This window comes from Methylobacterium mesophilicum, from assembly GCF_036441335.1.
GTDB classification, from domain to species: domain Bacteria; phylum Pseudomonadota; class Alphaproteobacteria; order Rhizobiales; family Beijerinckiaceae; genus Methylobacterium; species Methylobacterium mesophilicum_B.
In genome coordinates this window covers 56294-81461 of record NZ_MLBW01000002.1, presented here as the reverse complement: position 1 = coordinate 81461, position 25168 = coordinate 56294, and the positions used below count along the sequence as shown (strand labels likewise).

General features: G+C 72.9%; 22 protein-coding genes, 3 pseudogenes and 1 riboswitch. Of the genes and pseudogenes, 14 read left to right on the top strand and 11 right to left on the bottom strand.

Going from position 1 to position 25168, the window contains the following annotated elements:
• Positions 1-18: 18 nt before the first annotated feature.
• Together MMR14E_RS01825 and gshB are read left to right on the top strand one after the other, a co-directional pair.
• A complete protein-coding gene (locus MMR14E_RS01825) occupies positions 19-312 on the top strand; it encodes a hypothetical protein (RefSeq protein ID WP_331312560.1) in 294 nt (97 codons plus the stop codon).
• A 46-nt stretch (positions 313-358) separates the two neighbouring features.
• On the top strand, positions 359-1315 hold the full coding sequence (gene gshB, locus MMR14E_RS01820; RefSeq protein WP_331312559.1) for a glutathione synthase: 957 nt from the start codon (positions 359-361) through the stop codon (positions 1313-1315).
• 12 nt (positions 1316-1327) lie between these two features.
• Here the strand turns inward: gshB and MMR14E_RS01815 are convergent.
• Both MMR14E_RS01815 and MMR14E_RS01810 read right to left on the bottom strand, forming a co-directional pair.
• Positions 1328-2862, bottom strand: a pseudogene (locus MMR14E_RS01815) (cation:proton antiporter).
• 57 nt (positions 2863-2919) lie between these two features.
• Entirely contained in the window at positions 2920-4365 is a 1446-nt protein-coding gene (locus MMR14E_RS01810; protein WP_331312558.1) for a carbohydrate porin, read from the bottom strand.
• 123 nt (positions 4366-4488) lie between these two features.
• On the opposite strand from MMR14E_RS01810, the gene MMR14E_RS01805 reads away from it, so the two are divergent.
• Together MMR14E_RS01805 and MMR14E_RS01800 are read left to right on the top strand one after the other, a co-directional pair.
• Positions 4489-4944 (top strand): gamma-glutamyltransferase, encoded by a 456-nt coding sequence (locus MMR14E_RS01805; RefSeq protein ID WP_419539283.1) that lies wholly within the window; start codon positions 4489-4491, stop codon positions 4942-4944.
• Positions 4899-6389 carry a gamma-glutamyltransferase family protein gene (locus MMR14E_RS01800; RefSeq protein WP_419539282.1) on the top strand — a complete coding sequence of 497 codons (1491 nt, stop codon included), beginning with the start codon at positions 4899-4901 and terminating at the stop codon, positions 6387-6389. The genes MMR14E_RS01805 and MMR14E_RS01800 overlap by 46 nt, the downstream gene beginning before the upstream one ends.
• 82 nt (positions 6390-6471) lie before the next feature.
• Here the strand turns inward: MMR14E_RS01800 and MMR14E_RS01795 are convergent, their stop codons facing one another.
• From MMR14E_RS01795 to MMR14E_RS01785, 3 genes are all read right to left on the bottom strand, one after another.
• Complete coding sequence (locus tag MMR14E_RS01795) at positions 6472-7308, bottom strand: class I SAM-dependent methyltransferase (protein ID WP_331312557.1); 837 nt, start codon at positions 7306-7308, stop codon at positions 6472-6474.
• Positions 7309-7319: 11 nt separating this feature from the next.
• Positions 7320-7829, bottom strand: a complete 510-nt coding sequence (locus MMR14E_RS01790) for an OsmC family protein (RefSeq protein WP_012317870.1) — start codon at positions 7827-7829, stop codon at positions 7320-7322.
• A 259-nt stretch (positions 7830-8088) separates the two neighbouring features.
• Positions 8089-9207 (bottom strand): aminotransferase class I/II-fold pyridoxal phosphate-dependent enzyme, encoded by a 1119-nt coding sequence (locus MMR14E_RS01785; RefSeq protein ID WP_331312556.1) that lies wholly within the window; start codon positions 9205-9207, stop codon positions 8089-8091.
• A gap of 91 nt (positions 9208-9298) precedes the next feature.
• Between MMR14E_RS01785 and MMR14E_RS01780 the strand changes: the two genes are divergently transcribed.
• The 3 genes from MMR14E_RS01780 (at position 9299) to MMR14E_RS01770 (ending at position 11799) form a co-directional block, all read left to right on the top strand.
• Positions 9299-10564, top strand: a complete 1266-nt coding sequence (locus tag MMR14E_RS01780) for an adenosylmethionine--8-amino-7-oxononanoate transaminase (RefSeq protein ID WP_331312555.1) — start codon at positions 9299-9301, stop codon at positions 10562-10564.
• Between the two features lie 134 nt (positions 10565-10698).
• Entirely contained in the window at positions 10699-11088 is a 390-nt protein-coding gene (locus MMR14E_RS01775) for a response regulator (RefSeq protein ID WP_331289920.1), read from the top strand.
• 84 nt (positions 11089-11172) lie between these two features.
• A complete protein-coding gene (locus tag MMR14E_RS01770) occupies positions 11173-11799 on the top strand; it encodes a MarR family winged helix-turn-helix transcriptional regulator (RefSeq protein ID WP_419539281.1) in 627 nt (208 codons plus the stop codon).
• Positions 11800-11808: 9 nt separating this feature from the next.
• Here the strand turns inward: MMR14E_RS01770 and MMR14E_RS01765 are convergent, their stop codons facing one another.
• Positions 11809-13029, bottom strand: a complete 1221-nt coding sequence (locus tag MMR14E_RS01765; RefSeq protein WP_331312553.1) for a GTP-binding protein — start codon at positions 13027-13029, stop codon at positions 11809-11811.
• 185 nt (positions 13030-13214) lie between these two features.
• Between MMR14E_RS01765 and MMR14E_RS01760 the strand changes: the two genes are divergently transcribed.
• Complete coding sequence (locus MMR14E_RS01760; protein ID WP_331312552.1) at positions 13215-15359, top strand: TonB-dependent receptor; 2145 nt, start codon at positions 13215-13217, stop codon at positions 15357-15359.
• A 12-nt stretch (positions 15360-15371) separates the two neighbouring features.
• On the opposite strand, the gene MMR14E_RS01755 is transcribed toward MMR14E_RS01760, so the two are convergent.
• From MMR14E_RS01755 to MMR14E_RS01745, 3 genes are read right to left on the bottom strand one after another with little or no spacing between them, the layout of a single operon-like run.
• A complete protein-coding gene (locus MMR14E_RS01755; protein WP_331312551.1) occupies positions 15372-15707 on the bottom strand; it encodes a hypothetical protein in 336 nt (111 codons plus the stop codon).
• Positions 15704-16765, bottom strand: a complete 1062-nt coding sequence (locus MMR14E_RS01750) for a hypothetical protein (protein WP_331312550.1) — start codon at positions 16763-16765, stop codon at positions 15704-15706. The genes MMR14E_RS01755 and MMR14E_RS01750 overlap by 4 nt, the downstream gene beginning before the upstream one ends.
• Positions 16762-18945 carry a TonB-dependent siderophore receptor gene (locus MMR14E_RS01745; protein WP_331312549.1) on the bottom strand — a complete coding sequence of 728 codons (2184 nt, stop codon included), beginning with the start codon at positions 18943-18945 and terminating at the stop codon, positions 16762-16764. Before MMR14E_RS01745 ends, MMR14E_RS01750 begins: the two co-directional genes overlap by 4 nt.
• Positions 18946-19229: 284 nt before the next feature.
• Positions 19230-19423, bottom strand: a riboswitch (cobalamin riboswitch).
• Positions 19424-19560: 137 nt separating this feature from the next.
• On the opposite strand from MMR14E_RS01745, the gene MMR14E_RS01740 reads away from it, so the two are divergent.
• From MMR14E_RS01740 to MMR14E_RS01735, 3 genes and pseudogenes are all read left to right on the top strand, one after another.
• Positions 19561-19995, top strand: coding sequence for an NUDIX hydrolase (locus tag MMR14E_RS01740; RefSeq protein WP_419539280.1), 435 nt, complete (start codon positions 19561-19563; stop codon positions 19993-19995).
• Between the two features lie 142 nt (positions 19996-20137).
• A pseudogene (locus MMR14E_RS29130) lies at positions 20138-20317 on the top strand (RluA family pseudouridine synthase); the annotation flags it as partial.
• A gap of 131 nt (positions 20318-20448) precedes the next feature.
• Positions 20449-21471, top strand: a pseudogene (locus MMR14E_RS01735) (RluA family pseudouridine synthase); the annotation flags it as partial.
• Here MMR14E_RS01735 and MMR14E_RS01730 read toward each other — a convergent pair.
• Positions 21438-22151 (bottom strand): alpha/beta fold hydrolase, encoded by a 714-nt coding sequence (locus MMR14E_RS01730; RefSeq protein ID WP_331312546.1) that lies wholly within the window; start codon positions 22149-22151, stop codon positions 21438-21440. The pseudogene MMR14E_RS01735 and the gene MMR14E_RS01730 sit on opposite strands and share 34 nt — an antisense overlap.
• A 483-nt stretch (positions 22152-22634) precedes the next feature.
• On the opposite strand from MMR14E_RS01730, the gene MMR14E_RS01725 reads away from it, so the two are divergent.
• From MMR14E_RS01725 to MMR14E_RS01715, 3 genes are all read left to right on the top strand, one after another.
• Complete coding sequence (locus tag MMR14E_RS01725) at positions 22635-23300, top strand: HAD-IA family hydrolase (protein WP_331312573.1); 666 nt, start codon at positions 22635-22637, stop codon at positions 23298-23300.
• A 48-nt stretch (positions 23301-23348) separates the two neighbouring features.
• Positions 23349-24140 carry an ATP12 family chaperone protein gene (locus tag MMR14E_RS01720; RefSeq protein WP_331312545.1) on the top strand — a complete coding sequence of 264 codons (792 nt, stop codon included), beginning with the start codon at positions 23349-23351 and terminating at the stop codon, positions 24138-24140.
• A 123-nt stretch (positions 24141-24263) separates the two neighbouring features.
• Positions 24264-24599 carry a hypothetical protein gene (locus tag MMR14E_RS01715; RefSeq protein WP_331312544.1) on the top strand — a complete coding sequence of 112 codons (336 nt, stop codon included), beginning with the start codon at positions 24264-24266 and terminating at the stop codon, positions 24597-24599.
• 12 nt (positions 24600-24611) lie between these two features.
• Here the strand turns inward: MMR14E_RS01715 and MMR14E_RS01710 are convergent, their stop codons facing one another.
• On the bottom strand, positions 24612-25103 hold the full coding sequence (locus tag MMR14E_RS01710; RefSeq protein WP_331312543.1) for a glutathione peroxidase: 492 nt from the start codon (positions 25101-25103) through the stop codon (positions 24612-24614).
• Positions 25104-25168: the final 65 nt, after the last annotated feature.

Here is a 25168-nt window from a genome sequence, read left to right as displayed (position 1 = left end):
GATTGAGGACACCGCTGAATGCGACTGGTTCCGGAACGATCCCTGCGCGCCTCCCGCCGCCGCGGGCTGGCCATCGCGGCGCTGGCGCTGTCCGCGCTGACCGCCGGCCCCGCCTACGCCCAACGCGAGGACCAGGGCCTGCAGCTCGGCTGCGCGAACGACTATTTCCGCCTCTGCGCGGGCGTCGATCCGAACAGTCAGGACGCGGATCGCTGCATGATGCGCAACCGCAAGCGCCTGTCCCCCGAGTGCCGGTCCGCGATCGGCGACTACGACAAGCGCACGGGCAGCAAGTCCCTGTCCGACGATTGAGACGGGACTTGGTCGAGTTGCCCGCCGTTGGCGAGGGGCGTTTGGTATGAGCCTGACCGTCGCGGTCCAGATGGACCCGATCCAGAATATCCGGATCGCGGGTGACACCACCTTCGCCCTGCTGCTGGAAGCCCAGCGGCGGGGGCACGCGCTCGTCTACTACACGCCCGACCGGCTCTCGATGCAGGGCCGGCGCGTGACCGCCCGCGTCGAGCGGCTGACCGTGCAGGACGTCGAGGGCGCGCACTTCACCCTGGCGCCGCCGGAACGGCTCGACCTCGCCGAGGCGGACGTGGTGCTGATGCGCCAGGACCCGCCGTTCGACATGGCCTACATCACGGCCACCCACATGCTCGAGCGGATCCATCCGGAGACGCTCGTGGTCAACGATCCCTTCGAGGTGCGCAACGCGCCCGAGAAGCTGTTCGTCCTCGACTTCCCCGAGCTGATGCCGCCGACCCTGATCAGCCGCGACAAGGCGGAGATCGAGGCCTTCCGGCTTGAGCACGGGACCGTGGCGATGAAGCCGCTGCACGGGCACGGCGGCGCGGCCGTGTTCAAGGTCACCGAGAAGGACCCGAATTTCGGCTCGATGTTCGACCTGTTCGCCACGACCTTCCGGGAGGCCTGGGTCGTGCAGCGCTACCTCGACCGGGTCACCGAGGGCGACAAGCGCATCATCCTGGTCGACGGCGTCCCGATGGGGGCGGTCAACCGCGTCCCGGCCGCGAACGACATCCGCTCGAACATGGTGCGCGGCGGCGCCGCCTCCGCCTCCGAGCTGACCGACCGCGAGCGCGAGATCTGCGCCACGATCGGGCCGGAACTGGCGCGGCGGGGCCTGATCCTGGTGGGCATCGACGTGATCGACGGGCACCTCACCGAGATCAACGTCACCTCCCCCACCGGCATCCGGGCGATCCAGCGGCTCGGCGGCCCCGACCTGTCGGTCGCCGTCTGGGACGCGATCGAGGCCCGGATCGCGGCGCGCAAGGGCGTCTGACGGGGCGCGCGCTCAGGTCTCCGCGCGCGGGGTTGCGCTGAGCTCGGCCCAGTCGAACTCCTCTTCCAGCAGGTAGTAGGCGTCGTCGCCGATCCGGCCCTGGCGGCGCAGGGCGAGCACCGCGTCGCGGGCGGCCTCGACGGCGCGCCGCCGCGCGGCATCGCCGGCAGGCTCTCCGGCGCCAGGCCTTCGTCGTGCGCCTCGGCCTCCGCGAGGGCCGCGCGGAACTCGGCGCGCAGGGCGTCGGTCGCCGGCTCGTTCTCCGCGTCGGCGAGGCTCTCCAGGGCGGCCTCGTAGGCCGCGGCGCGGGCCCAACCGGTCTCCCGGCCCACCGGATCGTCGTCCTCCAGCCGCAGACGGGCGAGCAGCGGCCGCAGGGTCAGGCCCTGGACGATCAGGGTGCCGAGCACCGTGACGAACGCCGTGACCACCACGAGATCCCGGTGCGGGAACGCGGCGGGCAGCGCCAGGGCAGCCGCCACGGTGACGATCCCGCGCATGCCCGCCCACGACAGGGCGATCCCCGGGCCCAGCCGCGCCGGGGCGCCGGCCTGCCGGAGGCCGAAGCCGCGGATCCCGGTGGTCGGCATCACCCAGGCGAGGCGGGTCAGCACCACGGTGGCGAAGGTCGCGCCCGCGAGGACCAGCGCCTGCCACGCGTCCGCGCCGCTGAGCCGCTCCCGGATCGGGTCGATCTGGATGCCGATCAGCACGAAGGCCAGGACGTTGAGCACGAACACCGCCGTGTCCCAGACCGCGTAGGAGATCACCCGGGCGCGCGGCGCGGTGACGCCGGGGGCCCGGCGGGCGACCGTCACCGCGAAGGTCACGATGGTCAGGACGCCCGACAGCTCCAGCCGCTCCGCGGCGAGCCAGATCCCGAAGGCGGCGACGAATTGCAGCACGATCGCGCTCGCCGGATCGGTCACGCGCCGGGTCACGGCCACGAACAGCAGGCCGAGGCAGGGGCCGACGGCGAGGCTCGCGACCACGCCCAGGAGGAAGGCCGGCGCCACCTCCGCCGGGTGGAAGGTGCCGGCCATCGCGGCCGTCACGCCGAGCCGGTAGATCAGCAGCGAGGCCGCGTCGTTGAGCAGGCTCTCGCCGCGCAGGATCGTGGCGAGCCGGTGCGGCATCGGCGCGTGCTTGAGCACGGCCAGCGCCGCCACGGCGTCGGGCGGCGCGACCACGGCGCCCAGCACGATGCAGGCGGAGAGCGGCATGTCCGGCACGACGAGCCGCGCCACGACCGCGACCGCGACGGCCGTCACCGCGACGGCCCCGACCGCGAGCCCGAGCACCGGGCGCCAGTTCTCCTTCAGGTCCCGCACGGAGGCGTCGAACCCGGCGTCGAGCAGGACCGGTGCCAGGAACAGGGCGAGCGCCAGTTCGGGATCGAGCCGCAGGTTCGGGACGCCGGGGACGAAGGCGAGGCCCACGCCGCCCAGCGCCAGGAAGGCGGGATACGGCGCCCCGAACCGGCGCGCGACGCCGGCCAGGAGGACGGCACCGAACAGGACGCCGACGACCCACTCGAAAATCAACATGCTGCTGAAAGAGGCTGGGTCCCGGGAGCGTTCCGGGTGCCGCGGTCGCAGGCCGGCTCAGTACTGCACGGTCGCGCGCAGGCCGAACACCGCCGCGTTGCGCAGCCGGCGGCCGTCCGGACCGGCGATCCCGGCGCCCGGCCGGATGACGTACTGCGCGTCGGGCTGCACGGTGAAGCCCGGCACGACCACCGCCTGATAGGTCGCCTCGATCACCGCCTCGGCGCGGCGCCGGGGCATCGGCATCCCGGTGTAGAGGATCGTGTCCCGGTCGGCCCGCTGGGCATCGTCGCCGATGCGGGCGTAGGCGAAGCTGAGTCCGACCGTGTCGTCGTCGCGACCCTCGAACAGGCCCTTGTAGGCGAGGCCGGTATCCACGTAGGCGTCGATGAGGCTCGAACGCGTGGGCGACCACGCCGCGCGCACGAAGAAGCCCAGGCCCTCGTCGTCCTTGCCGGATTCCCGGTAGAGGGTCTGGTCGTAGATCGCGTAGAGACCGGCATTGCCGCGTACCGGCCGGCCGATCCCGGTGGCGTTCGGGTCGGCCAGCGGCACGCCGGTGATGTCGAAGCGCAGGCTGTCGAACCGGCCGAAATGCTGCCAGCCGCCGAGGGTGATGTCGCCCGGCAATCCCCGGGCGCCGGGCGCGATGTTGTACGCGTAGGTCGCCTCGGCGATGATCAGGGCCGGATCGCGCAGGCGGAAATTCGTGCCCGTCCGGTCGAGGCGCTGCGCCTCCGGATCCCGACCGGGGCGGTTCGCGCCGGCCGGATCGCCGTCGTAGAGGCCGACCTGCAGGGAGAAGCCGTTGCCCGGCACGTACTTGGCCCGGATCGCCGGCGCCGCGAGCGGGTAGGCCGGGCCGCCGCTCGGCAGGTCGAGCCCGGTGATGGCCGGCCAGCCGAAGGTCGAGTTCACGAACAGGGTCGCGGTCTGGCTGACGAAGAACTCGGTATCGGCGGCCTGCTGGCCGATCCGGATCCCGAGCTTTCCGTCCATCAGGCTCTGGTCGAACCAGAGCACGTAGAGCCGCGTGGACGGCAGCGCCTCGATGACGCTCGTCGTGAGCAGGTTGCCGACGTAGTAGCGCGACAGGCCGGTGCCGTGGATGAAGTAGGCGTTGGCGTGGACCGTCGCCCCCTCCCAGCCCGCGAGCCGGTCGAGGTCGAGGTTGAGGCGCAGGTTGAGGCGGTCCTCGACGATCGCCCCCTGCCGCAGGCCGCCGACCGGGTTGCCGAGCACGTCGACGATGTAGGTCAGGCTGTACTCGATGCCCCGCTCCTTCAGGGCCGGGCGGATCCCCAGCGGATCGCCGAGCGGCCCGAGATAGGGCTCGACCGAGCGGACGTAGCCGCCGGAGGCCTGGCTGGTGGTTTCCGGCTGGGAGACCGAGACGCGCGGATCGGCGCCCGCGCCCTCGAAGACCGTGGGCGCGCGCTGCTGGGCGGCGGCGGGCACGGCCGACAGGGCCAGGGCCAACCAGGCTGTGAGCTTCCGGACCATGGGCCCGCTTGTCGGTGACGGTACGGGCGAGAGCATAGCACGGCGCGCTGGTCGAACACGCCCGACCTTTGCAGGAGCCGCGCGCTCGCCTAACCCTGCGGCCGGTACACCACAGGACCGTCGATGCCCGAGACTCCCGTCTTCACGTCCGCCGCCGTCGCCGCGCCCCACAGCCTCGCCGCCCGGGCCGGCCAGACCGTCCTGGCGCAGGGCGGCAACGCCATCGAGGCGATGGTGGCGATGGCCGCCTCCATCGCGGTGGTGTACCCGCACATGAACGGCATCGGCGGCGACGGTTTCTGGCTGGTGCGCGAGCGCGGCGGCCGGGTGCGCGGCATCGAGGCCTGCGGCCCGGCCGGGCGCCTCGCCACGATCCCGCGCTACCGGGAGAAGGAACTCGACGCGATCCCGGCCCGCGGCCCCGACGCGATGGTCACCGTCGCGGGCGCGGTGGGCGGCTGGCGCCTCGCCCTGGGGCNCATCGCCTCGATGGCGTTGCCGTCCTGGCGCAGGGCGGCAACGCCATCGAGGCGATGGTGGCGATGGCCGCCTCCATCGCGGTGGTGTACCCGCACATGAACGGCATCGGCGGCGACGGTTTCTGGCTGGTGCGCGAGCGCGGCGGCCGGGGGCGCGGCATCGAGGCCTGCGGCCCGGCCGGGCGCCTCGCCACGATCCCGCGCTACCGGGAGAAGGAACTCGACGCGATCCCGGCCCGCGGCCCCGACGCGATGGTCACCGTCGCGGGCGCGGTGGGCGGCTGGCGCCTCGCCCTGGAGCTGGCGCGCGCGCTGGGCGGCCGCCTCCCGCTGGAGACCCTGCTCGCCGACGCGATCGCGCAGGCGCGGGCCGGCGTCCCGGTCTCACCGTCGGAGGCGCGCTACGTGCCCCAGGAACTCGACACGCTCCACGACGCCCCGAACTTCGCGCGGACGTTCCTGAAGGCGGGCAAGCCCTTCCCGGCCGGCGAGACCCGGAGCCTCCCGCTGCTCGCCGCCACCCTGGAGCAGCTCGCCCATGCGGGCCTCGGCGATTTCTACCGCGGCGATATCGGCCGTGAGATCGCCGCCGACCTGGAGCGGCTCGGCGCGCCGGTCACCCGCGCGGATCTGGAATCCTTCGCGGCGGTCGAGCGCGCGCCCCTGTCGATCCGCCGCCGCGACGCGACGCTCTACAACTTCCCGCCGCCGACCCAGGGGCTCGCGGCTCTCCTGATCCTCGGGATCTTCGACCGGCTGAACATCGCCGAGCCCGAGACCACCGCCCATTACCACGGGCTGATCGAGGCGACGAAGCGGGCCTTCGTGATCCGCGACCGCGTGGTGACCGACTTCGCCCGCCTGCGGCACGACCCCGCCACCTTCCTGACCCCGGACCGGCTCGCCGGCGAGGCCGCGCTCGTCGATATGGGCCGCGCCGCCCGGGTGCCCCTGCCCGATCCGGGCCACGGCGACACGGTCTGGATGGGTGCGATCGACAAGGACGGCCTCGCCGTTTCCTACATCCAGTCGGTCTACTGGGAGTACGGTTCCGGGACGGTCCTGCCCGCCACCGGCATCTGCTGGCAGAACCGGGGCATGTCGTTCTCCCTCGACCCGAAGGCCGTGAACCCGCTGGAGCCGGGCCGGCGCCCGTTCCACACGCTGATCCCGGCGCTCGCCGCCTTCGACGACGGGCGGGTGATGAGCTACGGCAGCATGGGCGGCGACGGGCAGCCGCAGTTCCAGGCGCAGATCTTCACCCGCTACGCCGATTACGGGATGTCGGTGGCGGACGCGGTCGACGCGCCGCGCCTGCTCTACGGGCGGACCTGGGGGGCGCCCTCCCTCAGCGTGAAGGTGGAGGACCGGTTCGATCCGGCCTGCATCGCGGCCCTCGGCCGCCTCGGCCACGAGATCGAGGAGCTCGGCGGCTCCTACATCGACTCGCTCGGCCACGCGGGCATGCTGGTCCGCCATCCCCGGAACGGGCGGATCGAAGCGACCCACGACCCGCGCTCGGACGGCGGCGCCCTGGGGCTCTGATACCGTTCCGATCGACCTCCGCTCGACCTCCGCTCGACCGCCGCGGCTGCCGCACCCTTCCGTCATCGCGCGCGCGGCGCAGTCACCCAGGACAGCGGGATGTCCGGGGTCGCGGCGCGGAACCNCTGAGGGCCTCCGCCACGGCCGCCTCGGCGCGCGCCCGAAGCTCCGGCGCGGCCTCGCGGACGAGGTGCGAGCTCGGCCCGAGGTTCAGGGCGACGTGGGTGGCCGCCGCGATCGCCGCCGCGTCGGTCTCGCCCTGCCCGAGGACGATGTCCCGGTCGAGGGCGTCGCAGGTGACGGCGTCGAACCCGGCCCCGCGCAGGAGCGCGACGAGCGGGTCGGCGTCGGCGAAGCGGAACGGCCCCGGCGTGTCGGGCCGCGGCGGCGGCGGCACCTCCGGCAGGAGCGGCAGCACCGCGTCGCGCGGCACGCCCACCCACGCGTTCTCCGAGAGGGCTCGCCAGCACAGGAAGGTCATCCGGCCGCCCGGCCGGAGCATCCGGCGCACGTTGGCGAAGGCGCGGGCGGAATCCGGGAAGAACATCACGCCGAACCGCGACACGACCCGGTCGAACCGGCCGAGATCGGCGGCCTCGACATCGGCCTCGACGAACCGGATCGGGGCGGCGCCGGGCGGCTCCGCCTCGGCGCGATCCCGCCCCACGGCGAGGAGCGGCGCCGAGATGTCGGCGCCCGTCACGCCGCCGCCGGGCCCGACCCGGCGCGCCGCCTCCAGGGTCGTGGCACCCGCGCCGCAGCCGATGTCGAGCACCGTCTCGCCCGGACCGAGCCCCGCGCGGGCGAAGAGCGCCTCCGTCAGCGGGACGAACATCGCGTCGAGGACGGCCTGATTGCGCGCCCAGCGCGTCCCGACCTCGCCGTTCCAGTACTCGGCCTGGGTGATGCCGCCCGCCATGCTGCCCTCCGTCAGGCCGTCGTCGCAGCGACCGACAGTTCCGGCTTGTGGTTGAGAGTCTGGAAGACCACGCAGTAGCGCTCGGTCAGCTTCAGCAACTGGGCGAGCTTGTCCTCCGGCGCGTCGGTGTCGAGCTCGAAGAACAGGCGGATGCTCCGGAAGCCCACCGGCGCCTCCTTGTCGACTCCGAGGGTGCCGCGGAAATCGAGGTCGCCCTCGGCGCTGACCGTGCCGGCGCGCAGCGGGATCTCCAGGGCTGTGGCCACCGCCTTGAGCGTCACGCCCGCGCAGGCGACCAGCGCCTCCAGCAGCATGTCGCCCGAGCACAGCTCCGCGCCCGAGCCGCCCGTGGCCGGATGCAGCCCGGCCTCCGCGATGGCGCGGCCCGTCTCGACCTTGCAGGCGATCTTGGTGTCGTCCAGCGTGCCCCTGGCCTTCAAGGTGATGACCGCCGCGTCCGGCGCGGTGCGGTACTTGTCCTTGATCGGAGCCTGGAGGGCTCGCAGCGCGGTGGCGTCCATGGCGTCGTCCTCTCGATGGTGTCGCCCGACCTCCGGCGGCCGGATCGGGTTCTCGGTGCGCGAAACGCCTTAGCAGGTTGTCGCCAAGCCCTCACCGTCTTTGCGGGCGCGGCGAAGCGATCCGGTGTGGCGCCGCGGATCTCAGAGGTCGCGCCGCCCAGGATCGCTTCGCCGCGCCCGCAGAGACGAACGGTGTCCGCATCCGCTCGTTCTGTCCGCAGCTCTGAGAATCGGCGCGATCACCGGGAAGCGCCCGCGCTCAGTCGATCAGGGCGGCCACGGCCTCCGCGAGGGCGTCGACCTGGGCCTCGTCGTGGGCGGCCGAGAAGGCGACCCGCAGCCGCGCCGTCCCGGCCGGCACGGTCGGCGGCCGGATCGCCACCACGAGGTAGCCCTGCGCCTCCAGCGCCGCCGAGATGTCGAGCGCCCTCTGCGCCTCGCCGACCAGCACCGGCACGACCGCGCTCTCGGCCTCCGGCAGGCCCAGGCGGGCGGTGAAGCGCCGGGCGAGGGCGAGCGGACGGGCCCGGCGGTCGGGCTCCGCCTCCAGGATCGCCAGCGCCTCAAGGGCGGCGGCGGCCGAGGCCGGGGGCAGGCCGGTGGTGTAGACGAAGCTGCGGGCGCGGCTCGTCATCAGGTCGACGACCGGGCGCGAGGCGCAGAGATAGCCGCCGTAGGAGCCGAGCGCCTTCGACAGGGTGCCCATCTCGAGGGGCGCGCGCGGTCCGTCCTCGACCACGCCGATGCCGTGGGCATCGTCCACCAGCGTCCAGGCGTCGAAGGACTCGGCGATGGCCAGGATGTCGCCGAGCGGCGCCCGGTCGCCGTCCATGCTGAACACCCGCTCGGTGAGCACGAGGGCGCGCCCGTGGTGCGGCCGGTGCTCGGCGAGCCGCGCCGCGAGGTCGCCGGGATCGTTGTGGCGGAAGGTCTGGACCCGCGCGCCCGAGAGCCGCGCGCCCGCCCACATGCAGGCGTGGGACAGTTCGTCCAGCAGGACGAGATCGCCCCGCCCGGCGAGCGCCGGGGTGATGCCGAGATTGGCGAGGTAGCCGCTGCCGAAGACCAGGGCGGCCTCCGTGCCCTTGTGGCGGGCGAGGCCGGCCTCCAGCGCGCCGAGATGGGGATGATCGCCGGTCACGAGCCGCGACCCGCCCGCCCCCGCCCCGTGGGACGCCGCGGCCGCCTGAGCCGCCGCGATCACCCGCGGGTGGTGCGAGAGGCCGAGATAATCGTTGCACGAGAAGGAGACGAGCGCCCGTCCCCGCCGCGCCGCCGCGGCGCCGGCGCCGCGCTCCGTCGGCACCAGCTTGCGGCGCAGGCTGCCGGCCTCGAGGGCGTCGAGTTTCCCGGTGGCGAAGGCGTCGAGGCTGTCCATGGGGACGGGGATGGGCGGTGCCGCGCCGGCAAAGTCAAGCGCCCGGTGCCGGACCCTTGACCGCCGTCCGAGGCCCCACCATGCCGGAGGCATGACCCTCGCAACGCCCGCAGGCCATCTCTGGCGGCCCTACACGCAGATGCACCGCGCAACGCCGCCCCTGGAGGCGGTCGCGACTCACGGCACCCGCATCCGCCTCGCCGACGGCCGCGAGCTCGTGGACGGCATCGCCTCCTGGTGGACCGCCGTGCACGGCTACAATCACCCGCACATAGCGGGCGCGGTGGCCGATCAGCTCGCGCGCATGCCGCACGTGATGTTCGGAGGCCTGACCCACGCACCGGCGGAGGCCCTGGCCCGGCGGCTCGCCGCCCTGCTGCCGGGCGATCTCGACCACGTCTTCCTCAGCGATTCGGGCTCGGTCGCCGTCGAGGTCGCGCTCAAGATGGCGGCACAGATGTGGATCAACCGCGGCGTCACCGGGCGGACGAAGGTCCTCGCGTTCCGCGGCGGCTACCACGGCGACACGATGGGGGCGATGTCGGTCTGCGACCCCGAGGAGGGCATGCACCGCCGCTTCGGTGCCTACCTGCCGAGCCAGATCTTCTGCGACCTGCCGCGGGGCGCGGCCGAGACCGCGGCGCTCGATGCCGCCCTGGCGGCCCATCGCGACACCCTGGCGGCGGTGATCGTCGAGCCGCTGGTCCAGGGTGCCGGCGGGATGCGCACGCACCCGCCGGAGGTGCTCGCGACGGTCGCCCGCCTGGCCCGCCGCCACGGGCTGCCGCTCATCGCCGACGAGATCTTCACCGGCTTCGGGCGCACCGGCAGCCTGTTCGCCTGCGAGCAGGCGGGGATCGTGCCCGACATCCTGTGCCTGTCGAAGGCGCTCACGGGCGGCACGATGGCGCTCGCCGCCACGGTCGCCCGCACGGAGGTGTTCGCGGCGTTCTGGTCCGAGGATCCGGCGGCGGCGCTGATGCACGGCCCGACCTTCATGGCCAATCCCCTCGCCTGCGCGGCGGCCAATGCCAGCCTCGACCTGTTCGAGACCGAGCCGCGCCTGACCCAGGCCCGCGCCATCGCGGAGCGCCTCGCCGCGGGGCTGGAGCCGCTGCGGCGGGTGCCCGGCGTGGCCGATGTCCGGGTCCTCGGGGCCATCGGCGCGGTCCAGTTCGCGCGGGCGCCCGATCTGGCCGTCCTGAAGGCGGCCCTGCTCGCCCGCGGCGTCTGGGTGCGGCCCTTCGGCGATATCGTCTACCTCACCCCGGCCCTCACGATCGGTGCGGCGGATCTCGACCGGCTGATCGAGGCCGTCGCCGGGGTGGTGGTCGAGCTGGCGCCGTCATCGCCGTGACGCCCGCACGTCCCACTTTCCCGTGACGAGCCCCAGTACCAGCCTGCAACCCGGGACCGTTTCTGCCGTTGGGCCTACGGCTGGAGATGCGTGCGGCGGCCCGCGCGGCCGGGTGCTGCCGGAGGGAGTACACAGTGGCGAGCGAGCAGACGGGTTCGAGCGGCGATCGGCCGGTAATCCTCCTCGTCGAGGACGAGGCGCTGACGATCATGGACCTCGGGGACGTGCTGGAGGAAGGTGGCTACGACACCGTTCAGTGCGCCTCGGCCGAGCGGGCGCTGAGCATCCTGCAGGCGCGCCCGGACATTTGCGGGCTCGTCACGGACGTGCAGCTCTCGGGCAAGACGGACGGCTTCGACCTCGCGAGTTCCGTGGCCGAGGCGCGGCCGCAACTGCCGATCCTGATCGTGTCCGGGCGCGCCTCGCCCGACCCGGCCCGCATGCCCAAGCACGCCGAGTTCATCGCCCGTCCCTGCACCGGCGAGGACATCCTGGACCGGCTCCAGCGTCTCATGCACTGCTGAGCGGACCTCCGCGCGAGCCCCGTCATCGCACCGTCACCGGTCGTCGCCACAGGGACCTGGGCGGCCGCTTGATGGGGGTGGACGGTGCAGATTCAGGATCGTCCGGCGGCCGCCGGCACTAATTCGAGCGCTCCGGTGGGCGACAAGCAGAAGCGCGATCACCAGGACGAGGCGGCCGCCGTGCTCGGTCTCCCGTCCAAGAAGCTGCGGCCACCCGGCGTGCGCAGCGTCGGCTGGGCGCTGGTGCAGGCGGCGCGCCTGCACCGGGCGCGGACCGGCGATCGTCTGGCCAAGCTCGGCCTGTTCGCCGGACAGGAGCAGGTGGTGCAGGCGCTCGCCGCGGCCGGCACGATGACGATGGGCGATCTCGCCGCCCTGCTGCGCGTCCGGCCGCCCACCGCCTCCAAGACCGTCACGCGGCTCGCGGCCCTCGGCATCGTCGAGCGTCGGGCCGAATCGGGCGACGGCCGCGTGGTCCGGGTCCAGCTCACGGAGGCCGGCCGAGCCAAGGCCGAGGCCATCGAGCGGATCCAGGAGGAGGTCGAGGCCGAACTGCTCGACCACCTCGACAAGACCGATCGCCGCCGGCTCCGGAAGCTCCTGCGGAAGGCGGCCCGCGGCCTCGCGGAGGCGGCCGGCGCCTCCGGTCAGACGGCCGAGGCGGATGCCGAGATCGAGGCCGAGGACGAGGCCGAGGCGCTGGCGACCTGACCGCCGGCCTCAGGCCGCGCGCCGCCACGCCGGGAACGGGTCCGGCAGGCCGCGATAGGGCGCGGGATCGAACGGCTCCCGGTCCGCACCGGTCTCGATCAGGCAGGCGTCCAGCGCCGCCGTGAGCGCCGCCGCGTCCATGCCGGTGCCGATGAAGACCAGCTCCTGCCGCCGGTCGCCCCAGACCTCGCTCCAGACGTCCTGGAGGCGCAGCCGGAACTCGGGCGCCTCCGGCCAGCGCCGCCGCGGCACGGCCGACCACCAGAACCCCATCGCCGAGACCCGGGCCACGGCGCCCGCCAGGGAGAACTCGCCGACCCAGTCCGGCCGGGTCGCGAGCCAGAAGTGGCCCTTCGCGCGGATCAGGCCCGGCCAGGTGGTGTTGACGAAGGCGTTGAAGCGCTCCGGGTCGAAGGGCCGCCGGGCCCGGTAGACGAAGGAGGCGATGCCGTACGCTTCGGTCTCCGGCACGTGCGCGTGGGCGCCGTAGAGTTCCTTGAACCAGAGCGGGTGCTGCTGCGCCTTCTCCTCGTCGAACAGGCCGGTGTCGAGGATATCGGCGAGCGGCGCGCGCCCGTGATCGGTCTCGAGGATGCGGGCATCGGCGTTCAGGCCCCGCACGACGGAGCGGACCAGCGCGAGATGCTCCGCGCAGACGTCGTGCGCCTTGTTGATCACCACCACGTCGGCGAACTCGATCTGCTCCACCAGCAGGTCCACGAGCGTGCGCGTGTCCTCGGCGCCGGCGGTCTCGCCGCGCTCGCGCAGGAAGGCGGCCGAGCCGTAATCCTTGAGCAGGTTCACCGCGTCGACCACCGTGACCATCGTGTCGAGCCGGGCGAGATCCGACAGGGACCGCCCGGCCTCGTCGCGGAACGAGAAGGTCGAGGCGACCGGGAGCGGCTCGGCGATGCCGGTCCCCTCGATCAGCAGGTAGTCGAACCGACCCGTCTCCGACAGCCGCCGCACCTCGGCGAGCAGGTCGTCGCGCAGGGTGCAGCAGATGCAGCCGTTGGTCAGCTCGACGAGCGTCTCGTCGGTCCGGGACAGGTCGGCGCCCCCGGCGCGGACCAGGTCCGCGTCAATGTTCACCTCGCTCATGTCGTTGACGATCACGGCGACGCGGCGGCCGTCGCGATTGGTGAGCACGTGGTTGAGCAGGGTCGTCTTCCCGGCTCCGAGGAAGCCGGACAGGACGGTGACGGGAAGACGAGGGTCGCGCTGGGTCATGGCGCCATCAAGATGTTATAACGTTTCAAAGTCAACCCGGTGCGGGAAATCGGGCCGCGACGCGGGCGACGGGAATGTTGCAACGATGTAACGTTTCTCAGCCGCGTCTCGCGGCTGCGGGTTTGACGCTTGCGCTGGAGCGAGGGGGTGCAACAATGCAATGATATAACACTGTGTGAGTCTCGATGCCTCCCTCGCGCCGCTTCGGTTTCCTCGCCAGCACGGTCCTGTCCTCGACCGTCTGCGCGGGCCTCCTCACACCCTCCACCGCGCGGGCGCAGCAGGCCGTCGCCCTCGACGAGATCAGCGTGACCAGCCCGAGCCCGATCCAGCCGTCGCGCGGCGCGGTCGCGGCGGATGCGGCGGTGCCGATCGGCGTCCTGCCGGTGGCGACCAACACGTTCTCACCAATGACGGTGGTGACCCAGGACCAGATCGCGCGCGACCAGCCGCGGACCCTGGGCGACGCCCTGTTCGACCGACCGGGCATCTCCGGCACGACCTACGCGCCGGGCGCGGCGTCCCGGCCGATCATCCGCGGCCTCGACAATGCCCGAGTGCGGATCCAGGAGAACGGCATCGTCAACGGCGGCGTGTCCGACCTCGGCGAGGACCACGCCGTGCCGGTCAACCCGCTGGTCTCCGACCGGATCGAGGTGATCCGCGGTCCCGCGACCCTGCGCTACGGCTCGGGGGCCATCGGCGGCGTCGTCTCGGCCGACAATAACCGGGTGCCGACCTTCATCCCGGCGAACGGGGTGCAGGGTCAGGTCACCAGCGGCTTCTCCAGCGTGGATAACGGCCGCCTCGGCGCCGCCACGGTCGATGCCGGCGGCGACGGCATCGCGGTCCACGCCGACGGCTTCAAGACCGCCAACGACAGCTACGCGATTCCCGGGGGGATCCAGCGCAACTCCTACAACGAGTCGCAGGGCGGCGCGGTCGGCATCTCGGCGATCGGCGACCGCGGCTTCGCGGGCATCTCCTTCAGCCACTACGACGCGGTCTACGCGATCCCGGGCGGCGTCGCCGAGCAGGACCGGACCCGCCTGACCCCGAACCAGGACCGGGTCCTGTCGCGGGGCGAGTACCGCCCGCTCGACGGGCCCTTCGAGGTGATCCGCTACTGGGCGGGCTACTCGGTCTACCGCCACAGCGAGGTCGGGATCGGCGGCGACGGGATCGAGGGCGTCCAGGCGATCTTCAAGAACCGCGAGGCCGAGGGGCGCCTGGAACTCCAGCACGTCCCTGTCATCACCGCGTTCGGAAGACTCACCGGCGCTCTGGGCTTCCAGTCGGACCGGCGCGTGATCAACACGCAGCTCGAATCGTTCCTGCCGAAGACCGAGTCGCGCGCGAACGCGGTCTACCTGTTCGAGGAGCTGGAACTGCGCCCGGGAACGCGGCTGCAGGCGGCCGGGCGCTACGAGGTCGACCGACTGTCGAGCACGGCGGCGCAGTTCCCCGCCGACTACGTGCCGGTCGACGGCCAGGAGCCGTTCCAGTACGCGCGGACCCGGCGCTTCGCCCCGAAGAGCGCCAGCATCGGCGCCCTGCAGGACCTGCCCTACGGCTTCGTGGCGAGCCTCACGGGCTCCTACGTCGAGCGCGGGCCCACCGGCTACGAGCTGTTCTCGCAGGGCCCGCACGACGCCACCGCGACCTTCGAGATCGGCAACCCGAACCTCAAGAAGGAGCGCGCCCGGACCGTCGAGGCCAGCATCCGGCGGGCCGAGGGACCCTTCCGCCTCGACGCCACCGGCTACTTCACCCGCTACACCGGCTTCATCTACCGGAACTACACAGGCCTGACCTGCGACGACGACTTCGCCTCCTGCGGCGTCGGCACCGACAACCGGCAGATCGTCTACCAGCAGCAGAACGCGACCTTCTTCGGTGCCGAGATCATCGGCCAGTACGACCTCGTGCCGGTGGGCAACGGCTTCGCCGGGATCGAGGCGCAGTTCGACTTCGTCCGCGCCCAGTTTGACAACGGCGCGAACGTGCCGCGCATCCCACCCTACCGGCTCGGCGGCGGCGTCTACCTGCGGGCGGACGGGTGGTTCGCGCGGGTGAACCTGCTCCACGCCTTCAGCCACGACGCCACGGCCGTGTACGAGACGCCGACCCCCGGCTACGACGACCTGCGCGCCGAGCTGAGCTACACCAAGGCCGTCGATCCTTCGGTCTACGGGGCGAGCGCGATCACCCTCGGCCTCCAGGGCCGCAACCTGCTGAACGACGACATCCGCAACTCGACCTCGTTCAAGAAGGACGAGATCCTGCTGCCGGGACGGAACGTGCGGCTGTTCCTGACGGCGCGGTTCTGAGGGCCGCGTCGGTCATCGGATCTCCTGGGCCGTGAGGTTCCGGCGCAGCCTGCGCCAGCCCGCGACGATCCCGGTCACGGCGATGCCGGCCGCCAGGAGGTTCAGGATCCACTGCGCCGCGTCGTGGAGCGGGCGGCTGCCGGTGAGCCCGGGCAGGTCGAGGCGGTGCGCCGCGTCGAACAGCCAGCGGTTGATCCGGCCCGAGCGGTCCAGGCGCTGGAGGATGGTCCCGTCCCGGGGATCGACGTGGAGCCAGGTGGCGTCCGGGTCGCCGAACCGCAGCCGCAGCACCGGGAGCGGCCGCGGATCGGAGCCGTGCGGGTACCAGTAGAGGTCGTAGGCGGTCATCTCCGCGGCCGCCCGCAGGCCGCCGGGAAGCGCCGGGCCGGCGGCCCGCGCGATCGCGGCCGCGTCGAGGGCCGTGCGAAGCGCAGCGCGCGCGTCCCGGGCCCGGCGAAGCCGCGCAGGGCCTCGGCGGTGAGGCCGAGGGCCGCAGGCTGTCCGGCGTAGGCGGCGCCGATGGCGGCGGGCGCCGCGGTCGACGCGAACCAGCGGTTCGGGTTCATCGAGATCCAGCCGCTGAGGATGAAGGTGCTGAGCCCGATCCCGCCCGCGAGGCCGAACAGGTGGTGCCAGCGGGCGAGGCCGCGATAGGGCGTGACGGCCCCGGCCGCGTAGCGCCGCCGGAGGCGCAGGCGCCAGATCCCGATCGCCAGCCCGCTCAGCGCCCCCAGGGCCGCGAAGCCCGACAGCCACAGCAGGACCGTCCGCCACAGCTCCACCCGGGCGCGCAGGGGCGTGAGGTAGATCCAGTGCACCACGGCGCCGACCCAGTTCCAGGCCCGCTCGGACCGGGTCGTGTCGAGGGCGATCGCGCCGGTGACCCGCGAGACGTAGAGCTCGGTCCCCGCCGGGTCCCCGAGGGCGACCTTCAGGAAGGGGCGGAGCGGGTCGTACCGGGCCGTGACGGTCCACTGGTCGCGCTCGACCGGGGTGACGCGGGCATTCGCGAACCCCGAGGCCGCGAGGTGCAGAGCCGCTTCGGGCGTGACGGGCCCGAGCCGCTCACCGGTCCGCGCCGAGACCGTGGCTCGACCGTCGTCGCGGCCGGCGATCCGGTAGACGGGCTCCCCGCCCCGCATCTCCAGGCCGAAGGCGGCCGGCACGCCGCCGAGCCCGGCGGCCCGCAGCGCCGCGTCCGGCCCGACCGCGACGTCCTCCCAGCCGATCGGGGCGAGCCGCGACAGCCGCTCGGCCTCGGTGAGCACCGGGAACGGCACGTAGAGCATCACCAGGCCGGAGCCGATCCACAGCGCGAAGAACAGCCCCGCGGCGATCCCGGCCCAGCGGTGGAACAGGAGCAGCCAGCGCCGCCCCGCCTTGCCGAGCCGTCGCGGCCGGCTCACCACGTCACCGTGTAGGCGACCTCGACCGAGCGCGGGCGCCCGAGCAGCCAGTTGGTGCCGACCCCGTTCACGGCGTTGCCCGAGATCGCGTAGACCTTGTCGAAGAGGTTGTAGACCCGCACGGACAGGCGCGAGTCCGCCGTCACCTGATGGTCCAGGACCGCGTTCACGAGGTTGTAGGCCGGCCGCCGCGCCGTGTTGCCGAAGTCGCTGTAGACTTGGCCTACGTTCTGCAGCCCGACCCGCGCGGTCCAGTCGCGGGTGACGTCCCAGGTCAGCCAGAGGTTGGCCACGCGCTCGGGCACGTCGATCGGCTGGTTGCCGGCATACGAGACCGTGGCGCCGTTCACCGTCTGGTCGAACCGGTCGTACTGCGCGTGCAGGAGGGCCAGATTGCCGTCGAGCCGCCAGCCCGGCGCGAAGCGCCAGCCGAGCGCCAGCTCGAAGCCCTGCGAGGACTGGCTCCCCACCTGCGTGGACAGCGTCGGCTGGCCCGGGATCGCCGAGATCAGGTTGTCCTTGACGATGCGGTAGCCCGCGACGGTCCATTCCAGGGCGCCGTCGAAGGCCAGCCCCTTGGCGCCGATCTCGACCTGATCGCCGGTCGCGAGCTTGAAGCCCGCCAGCGACTGCGACAGCGTGATCAGGCTGTTCACCGGGTCGGTGGCGAAGCTGTACTGGGCGTAGAGCGCGCTGTCCGGCGTCGGGTTGTAGACGAGGCCGAACCGGTAGCCGAGCGCCCGGTAGGTCTTCTCGAACCGCGATCCCGTCTGCAGATCCTCGCGGTTCAGAGTCGGCACGTCGAGGCGCACGCCCGTGAGGAACGAGAGCGTGTCCGACAGGATCAGCCGGTCCTCGGCGAAGACCGAGGCCTGGCTCGTCTGCGTGGCGTAGGCCGGCCGCGCCCGGCCGTTCTGCGGGAAGAAGCCCGGATCGTAGCCGGTGAGCGGGACGCTCGTGGTCTGGTCGAAGTAGAAGTTGTTGGTGTGACGGAAATCGATGTGATTCACGTCGAACCCGGCCACGAACTGGTTTCGCAGGCCGAACAGGTCGCCCCGGAAGGTGGCGTCGAGACGGTCTCCGACCTGCTCCTGGCTGTGGTAGATCTCCAGGTAGTCGCCACGGTCCACGAGCCCGGTGCCGCGGTTGTAGCTGTACTGCTCGACGTCGAGCCAGTGGCGCCGGCTGGTCAGCCGGTAGGCGGTGTTGCGGATCGTGATGTCGGCCGAGGGGGACCACTCGGTCTTGAGCTGGGTCCAGTTGTCGGCCCAGGTGATCTTCGCGTCGCGAACGTTGTAGTTGTTGAACCGGATGAGATCCGGGACCCGTCCCTCGACCAGCGGGGTGCCCCAGTAGCGGGCGGGCTCCTGGTAGCCGAGATCGTGGCTCAGGGTGAAGGCGAGGTCGGCGCTCGGCCGGAACAGCAGCGCGGCGGAGACGGCGAGGTTGCGGAAATCGCCCTCCGGCCGCATCCAGCCGTCGGCGCGGTTGCCGCTGACGTTGAGGCGGAACGCGAAGGTGTCGCCGTACTCCGCCTGACCCAGCGGGCCGCCGGAATCGAGGGCGAGCCGCGCGACCCCGTCGGTGCCGATCACCGCGCGGGCGGCGTTGACCGGCACGAAGACCGGCTTCTTGGGCACCACGTTGATCACGCCGCCGATGGCGCCGTCGCCGTAGAGCACCGAGGACGGCCCGCGCAGCACCTCGATCCGCTCGACGTTCCACGTGTCGAACGGGAAGGTCACGGTGTTGGCGCCGACGTAGAAGCGCGTGCCGTCGTAGAGCTGCTGGATCGAGTTCGGCCCGGCGAAGCCGCGGGACGTGAACGCGCCGTTGCCGTTGCCGGGCGCCGCGATGGTGGTGATGCCGGTCGCGTCCTGGGTCACGGCCTCGGCGATCGTGTCCTGACCGCGCAGCCGCGCGGTCTCGCCCGACACGATGTCGAGGCTGGCCGGGGTCTCCAGCGGCGTCAGGCCGAGGCGGCTCGCGGTGCGGTCGGGCGTGCGCAGGTTGAGGCCGTTCGGCGGCAGGCGGCCCGGGTCGCCGCCCGCGCCCGCTACCGACAGTTCATCGAGGGTGACCGCCTCCTGGGCGGCGGTCGGACCGGTCAGGAGCGCGAGGAGAACGCCGCAGAGCGGGCCCCCCCCGCCGAGGCGGGAGCGATAGGTCGGCAATGACATGGGAGAAGCGGTCCGTGCGCGGCGCGCGCCGGCCCTCGCACCGTACGCGCATTGTAATAACATTACAATGCGTCGGCCGTCCGGAGGGCCCAGCCGGTGCGGGCGCGCGACGGCGTCCCGGGATAGGGCTCAAGGGGCTCGGGGCGGTGGAGACGGGCATGGGGAACGGCGTCGCGGGCGCGCTTGCTGTGGCACGTCACCGCGAACGAGGCCTCGGCCGCCGCCTCCCCTCGGGACTGGCGGCGCCTCGACACCCGCCAGGACACCCCGCCCGGCGCGTTTCGCGTGTGACCACGGCTGACGGCAGGTCTCCTGGCTCGCGGGTCGCCGCCCTCGCACCGTCTTCCCGGGGTGACCCAGTGACGTGGTGGTGAAGGGCTCGCCACTTACAGTTGCGGGGGCAGCCGCGGCTTCGGGGCGAACCCCTCACCGCGTTCCCTTTTGATCCCCGAGGGGAACCGTCGCGCGCAGCTTGGCCGTCGCGTGACCGGGCGTCAACCGTGTGTCCGGTTGTTGCCGTGGATCGGCGCGCGCCGCGCCGGTCCGTTGCGGCCGCGCCGATGGCGGCCTAGTCGGTGCGGGATGACGGTCTGGCGGCCCCCTCGGGAGATTCGCGTGAAGGCGCTGGGCCTGCCCCGGCGCGGCAACAGCCTGCTCGCGGCGGAGGTCCGCGCGGATGACGGGCGGCTGAAGGGCGTCCGGCCCCTCGGCGGCAGCGTCGCGTTCGGCGAGCGGGTCGAGGACGCCCTGATCCGGGAGTTCCGGGAGGAGCTCGGCGTCACCGTGTCGGTGCTCGGCGATCCGCGCGTCATGGAGAACATCTTCACGCACGAGGGGCAGGTCGGGCACGAGGTGCTGTTCCTGTTCCCCGTCGCCCTGCCGCCGGGGCGGTTCGACGGGCCGGAGCGCTTCGTCTTCCACGAGGATTCCGGCACAGCCTGCGTGGCGCGGTGGTGCGATCTGGACGGGCTCGACGTGCCGGGCGGTCCGGATCTCTTCCCCGCCGGCCTGAAGGCCCGGCTCCGCGACGCGTGGGACGCGGAGGCCTGACGGGCCGGGGCGGTCCACCGCCTTTGCCGCTCGGCGCGGGCGATGCTACAGCCGGGCAATCCCATCGGTCCGGACGTCCGCGACGCCGCGGCCCATGCGCCCGGACGCTCCGTCCGACGCGGAGACGGGTGCCGGCGGAAGCATGACGACACGACCTCCCAGAAGCGGCGGGCCGACGGGGCGCAAGCCTCAGGCCGGCAAGTTCAGCGCCAGCAAGTTCAAGGGCGGCAAGGCCCAGGCCGACGGCCGTGCCCGCACGGGTCCGCGGACCAGCGCCCGCGACGCCGCCGAGCGCGCCGCCCGCAACCGCGGCGAGGATGCCGGCACCCGCGATCNAGCACCGCGCGGGCGTTCCACGCGACGTAGCCGAGCGCCAGGAAGGCGCAGAGGGCGAAGATCGCGAGGTAGGCCAGCGACAGCTTGAACGCGGTGGTGCGGAACAGCTTCTGGAAACGCGCCGCCGCCTCCGCGACCCTCGCCTCCGGCGTGCAGACCCTGACGGTCGAGCCGGACGAGGCCGGGATGCGGATCGACCGCTTCCTCACCGCCCGCTTCCCGCTCCTGCCCTTCACCCGGGTACAGACCATCGTCCGCAAGGGCGAGTTGCGGGTCGACGGCAAGCGCGCCAAGCCGAACGACCGGCTGGAGCCGGGCATGAGCGTGCGCGTCCCGCCGCTGCGCCTCGACCAGCCCACCGAGCGGCCGCGCAGCCCCGCCCGCGAGCAGGACGACGCCGCCTTCATCCGGTCGCTGATCCTCTACGAGGATGCCGACATGATGATCCTCAACAAGCCCTTCGGCCTCGCCGTCCAGGGCGGTTCGGGGACGGTCCGGCACGTGGACGGCCTGCTCGCCGCCCTCACGGGTCCGGACGGCCAGAAGCCGCGCCTCGTCCACCGCCTGGACAAGGACACGGCCGGGTGCCTGATCATCGCCAAGACCCGGCTCGCCGCCGCGACGCTGGCCAAGAGCTTCCGGTCCCGGGCGGCGCGGAAGATCTACTGGGCGCTCACCGCGGGCGTGCCGCGGGTCCGGCAGGGGCGGGTCTCGACCTACCTCGCCAAGGAGGAGCCCACCGACGCCGACGCGCGGATGCGGGTCGCCAAGCACGGCGACGAGGGCGCGAGCCACGCGCTCACCTACTACGCCATGGTCGATCAGGCCGCCCAGAAGCTGTCCTGGCTGTCGTTCAAGCCGGTCACCGGCCGCACCCATCAGCTGCGCGCCCACGCGGCCCATATCGGCCACCCGATCGTGGGCGACCCGAAATACTTCTCGGTGGAGAACTGGGAGCTGCCGGGCGGCATCCAGAACCGCCTCCACCTGCTCGCCCGGCGGATCGTCATCCCCCATCCGCGCACCGGCAAGCCGGTCGACGTGAGCGCGCCGCTCCCGCCCCACATGGCCCAGAGCTGGAACCTCCTGGGCTTCGACGCCGCCCGCTACGACCCGATCGTCGAGGCCCCGGAGGCCTGAGCCCGCAGCCAGGGCACGATCGCGTCCGCCAGGGCGCCCGGGGCTTCGAGCGGTAGCATGTGGCCCGACCCGTCGATCACCGTCAGGGTCGCGCCCGGGATGCCGTCGCGGAGTTCCCGTGCCTCGTCGAGGCTCCTCAGGGCGTCCTGGGCCGCCGCCACGACCAGGGTCGGGCAGCCGATCGCGCCGAGGCGGTCGCCATCGGATTCGCGCGCCTGCCCGGCCTGGCGCAGGAAGACCTCTCCGCCGAGCCGGTCGCCCATCTGCCGGATCCGGCTCAGGAGGGCGCCGTCACCGGCCCGGTCCGGGTGCACCGACTGGAGGATCGCCGACCGGCTGAGGCCCCGGTAGCCCTGCTGGCGGATATGGGCGACCGCGGCGGCCTTCCGGCGCGCCTGGGCGGGCGTGTCGGCGCGCGACGAGGTGGCGACGAGGACCAGAGCGGCCACCCGGTCCGGCACGAGCCGGGCGACCGCGCGGGCGACGTAGCCGCCCATGGAGAAGCCGACGAGCCCGAAGCGCGCCGGCGCCTCCGCGGCGACGCGGCGCGCCATGTCGGCGATGGCCGCGTCCCGGGCGAGGTCGCCGCAGGTGATCGGACCGACTTCGGCGAGGCGTTCGCCGATGTCCGACCAGAGGTCGTCATCGGTCATGAAGCCGGGCAGCAGCACGAGGTTCATCGCCGGATCACCCTTCCCGTCCCCCGGATAGCCGTCACGCGAGCGCCCGTCAGCGTCGCGGCATCCCCGGTGAAAGTCGGGCGCGGTCCGAGCGTCCCGTTTGGCGCATGCCTTGGCAACCGGCCGCGCCGCCTCATATGCTGCCCCGCGCCCCGCCGATCCGCCGCGGGGCCTGTTCCCGGCGGTTCGAGACCCTGACACATGAAGCTCGCGATGCTGGCCTGCCTCGCCGCCCTGTGCCTCACCGGGCCGATCGCGCATGCCGCCCCGGGCGAGACGACCAGGGCGGCGCCGACGGCCAACGGCACCCACCCGCCCGAGACCGCGGCCCCACATCCGGCCCCGGCGCCCNCCGGGTCCCCGGCGGCCAGCCCGCCGCGGCCGCGCCGGCCCAGCCGGGCCGGAAGCCGTGACGGCGACCCGGCTCTCTCCACCCGCGCGCTCGGAGCGGCTCTCGGCGCGACTCGCGGCGCGTGGGTCGCGATGAGGCTCGTCGTCTTCGACGTCGACGGCACCCTCGTCGACAGCCAGCACCTGATCGTGGCGGCCCAGGAGGTGGCCTTCGCGGAGAACGGCCTGCCGGCGCCGGGGCGACGGGAGGCCCTGTCGGTCGTGGGTCTGTCGCTGCCGCAGGCCTTCCGGCGCCTGGTCGGCGAGGACGGGCCGGTCGCGGAACTCTCGGAGAGCTACAAGCAGGCCTACAACCGCCTGCGGCTCGACCCCGCCCACGAGGAACCCCTGTTCCCCGGCATGGCCGACCTGCTGACCCGCCTGCACGGGCGCTCCGACGTGCTGATCGGCCTCGCCACCGGCAAGTCGCGGCGCGGCGTCGACAGGCTCATCGCGCATTACGGCTGGGCAGGCTGGTTCGCCACCACCCAGAGCGCCGACGACGCGCCGTCGAAGCCGGATCCGACCATGCTGCAGCAGGCGATCCGCGAGGCCGGCTGCGAGCCCGAGGCCACCCTGATGGTCGGCGACACGACCTTCGACATCGCCATGGGCGTGGCGGCCGGCGCGACGGCCGTCGGGGTCGCCTGGGGCTACCACCCGCCGGACGCGCTCTACGGGGCCGGGGCCGTGACGGTCGTCCCGAGCGCCGCCGCGCTGGAGGCGCTGCTTCTGGAGGGGCTCGCGACGGGCGCCTGATGGCGGGAGAGGCTCGCGCGCGGGGCCGGAAGCGCCTATCTCGCCTCCATGAGCGATCAGACGACAGACTGGCTCGGGCAGCCGAGCGACGGTGACAGGCCGGATCCGGTCCGGGCGGCCCGCGGCCACGCCAAGCCGGCCCTGCCCCACCGCTTCTACAAGGAAGCCGGCTTCTCCGAAGATGCCGACGGATTCCGGCTGACCCTGGACGGACGTCCGGCCAACACGCCGGCCCGCAACCCGCTGCGCCTCCCCAGCCGGACCCTGGCCGAGCGCGTCGCGGCGGAGTGGCAGGCCCAGGACACATCGATCGACCCCGCGCGGATGCCCCTGACCCGGCTGGCCAACACGGCGATCGACGGCGTCACGCCCCGCCTCGCCGAGGTCGCGGCGGATCTCTGCGCCTACGCGGGGACCGATCTCGTGGCCTACCGCGCCGGGGATCCGGAGCGCCTCGTGGCGGCCCAGGCGGAGGCCTGGGATCCGATCCTCGCCTGGGCACGGGACGCGTTCGGTGCGCGGGTGATCCTGAGCGAGGGCGTCATGCACGTCGCGCAGCCGCCCGACACGATCCGGGCGCTCTCCGCGGCCGTGAACGCGGTGACCGACCCGTTCCGGCTGGCGGGCCTGCACACCCTGACCACGCTGACCGGCTCCCTGCTGATCGCCCTGGCGGTTCTCGAGGGCCGGCTGACACCGGCCGAGGCCTGGGCCGCGGCCCACGTGGACGAGACCTATCAGGCCGCCGTCTGGGGGCGCGACGCCGAGGCTGAGGCCCGCCTCGAGGCGCGCCGGACGGAGTTCGATGCGGCCGCCGCCTTCGTGGGGGCCGGCGTCTGAGGCTTGGCCCGCGGTGCGGGGCGGTCGCGCAGATGCAATTGCGCAACAATCCCGCATTCGCGGCGCCCGCGCGGCGCCGGCGGCTGACAAAGCGCGAACATTGTTTTAGGGTCGACGCACATTGTGTTCGAGTCGACGATGCGTGCTGATCAGCCTGTCCGATGCAGTTTTGAAGGCGAGCTGGCTCATCTGATCGCGCCGAAGCAGTCTTCTCGGGATCTGGACGGTCGATACGCCCTGTTCGACGCCCTCTCGGACCTCGAGCGCCGAGCTCAGAGCGGCGGCGCGTCCGATCTGACCTTGCGCAAGATTGCCGAGATCCGGTTCCTGGCGGGGATCCTGCGCGAGTCGGTGCGCCCGTTCCCGATCGCGCCCCTGCGGACGGTGCTGCGCGTGCGCGAACGGATCGACGCGCGCCGCGCGGTCTCCGCCGAAGCCGCGGATCTCGGCGCGGTCTGACGTGGGCGCGGCTCAGGCGGGCTCGGTCAGCGCCGCCTGGATCTTCGCCTCCAGGGCCGCGGGCTTCGTCCCGGGCGCAAACCGGGCGATGACCCGGCCGTCGCGACCCACCAGGAACTTGGTGAAGTTCCACTTCACAGCCCGCGTGCCGAACAGCCCCGCGCGGGCCCGGGTGAGATGGGCGTAGAGCGGGTCGGCGCCCGACCCGTTCACCGCGATCTTGGCGAGCACCGGGAAGCTCACGTCGTAGCGCAGCGCGCAGAAGCTCGCGATCTCGGCGGCGTCGCCCGGCTCCTGCGCGCCGAACTGGTTGCAGGGGAAGCCCAGGACCGTCAGGCCCGCGTCCCGGTGGCGGCGCCAGAGCGCCTCGAGCCCCTCGTATTGCGGTGTGAAGCCGCAGCGGGAGGCCGTGTTCACGATGAGCAACACCTGACCGCGATGCTGCGCGAGCGGGTACGGCGTTCCGTCGGCCGCGGAGACGCGGAAATCGTGTACGGTCGTCATGGCCGATCCCTCGGGCAAACCGGCCGGATCCGCAAGGCTCGCGCGTCGCGACATCGCCTCGACTC

Excerpts from the sequence above, each read along its gene's own strand:
- MMR14E_RS01780 (WP_331312555.1), top strand. The coding sequence starts at position 9,299 with ATGACCCTCGCAACGCCCGCAGGCCATCTCTGGCGGCCCTACACGCAG.
- MMR14E_RS01790 (WP_012317870.1), bottom strand. The coding sequence starts at position 7,829 with ATGGACGCCACCGCGCTGCGAGCCCTCCAGGCTCCGATCAAGGACAAG.
- MMR14E_RS01725 (WP_331312573.1), top strand. The coding sequence starts at position 22,635 with ATGAGGCTCGTCGTCTTCGACGTCGACGGCACCCTCGTCGACAGCCAG.
- MMR14E_RS01745 (WP_331312549.1), bottom strand. The coding sequence starts at position 18,945 with ATGTCATTGCCGACCTATCGCTCCCGCCTCGGCGGGGGGGGCCCGCTC.
- MMR14E_RS01810 (WP_331312558.1), bottom strand. The coding sequence starts at position 4,365 with ATGGTCCGGAAGCTCACAGCCTGGTTGGCCCTGGCCCTGTCGGCCGTG.
- MMR14E_RS01755 (WP_331312551.1), bottom strand. The coding sequence starts at position 15,707 with ATGACCGCCTACGACCTCTACTGGTACCCGCACGGCTCCGATCCGCGG.
- MMR14E_RS01825 (WP_331312560.1), top strand. The coding sequence starts at position 19 with ATGCGACTGGTTCCGGAACGATCCCTGCGCGCCTCCCGCCGCCGCGGG.
- MMR14E_RS01720 (WP_331312545.1), top strand. The coding sequence starts at position 23,349 with ATGAGCGATCAGACGACAGACTGGCTCGGGCAGCCGAGCGACGGTGAC.
- MMR14E_RS01710 (WP_331312543.1), bottom strand. The coding sequence starts at position 25,103 with ATGACGACCGTACACGATTTCCGCGTCTCCGCGGCCGACGGAACGCCG.
- gshB (WP_331312559.1), top strand. The coding sequence starts at position 359 with ATGAGCCTGACCGTCGCGGTCCAGATGGACCCGATCCAGAATATCCGG.
- MMR14E_RS01760 (WP_331312552.1), top strand. The coding sequence starts at position 13,215 with ATGCCTCCCTCGCGCCGCTTCGGTTTCCTCGCCAGCACGGTCCTGTCC.
- MMR14E_RS01785 (WP_331312556.1), bottom strand. The coding sequence starts at position 9,207 with ATGGACAGCCTCGACGCCTTCGCCACCGGGAAACTCGACGCCCTCGAG.
- MMR14E_RS01800 (WP_419539282.1), top strand. The coding sequence starts at position 4,899 with ATGGTGGCGATGGCCGCCTCCATCGCGGTGGTGTACCCGCACATGAAC.
- MMR14E_RS01765 (WP_331312553.1), bottom strand. The coding sequence starts at position 13,029 with ATGACCCAGCGCGACCCTCGTCTTCCCGTCACCGTCCTGTCCGGCTTC.
- MMR14E_RS01730 (WP_331312546.1), bottom strand. The coding sequence starts at position 22,151 with ATGAACCTCGTGCTGCTGCCCGGCTTCATGACCGATGACGACCTCTGG.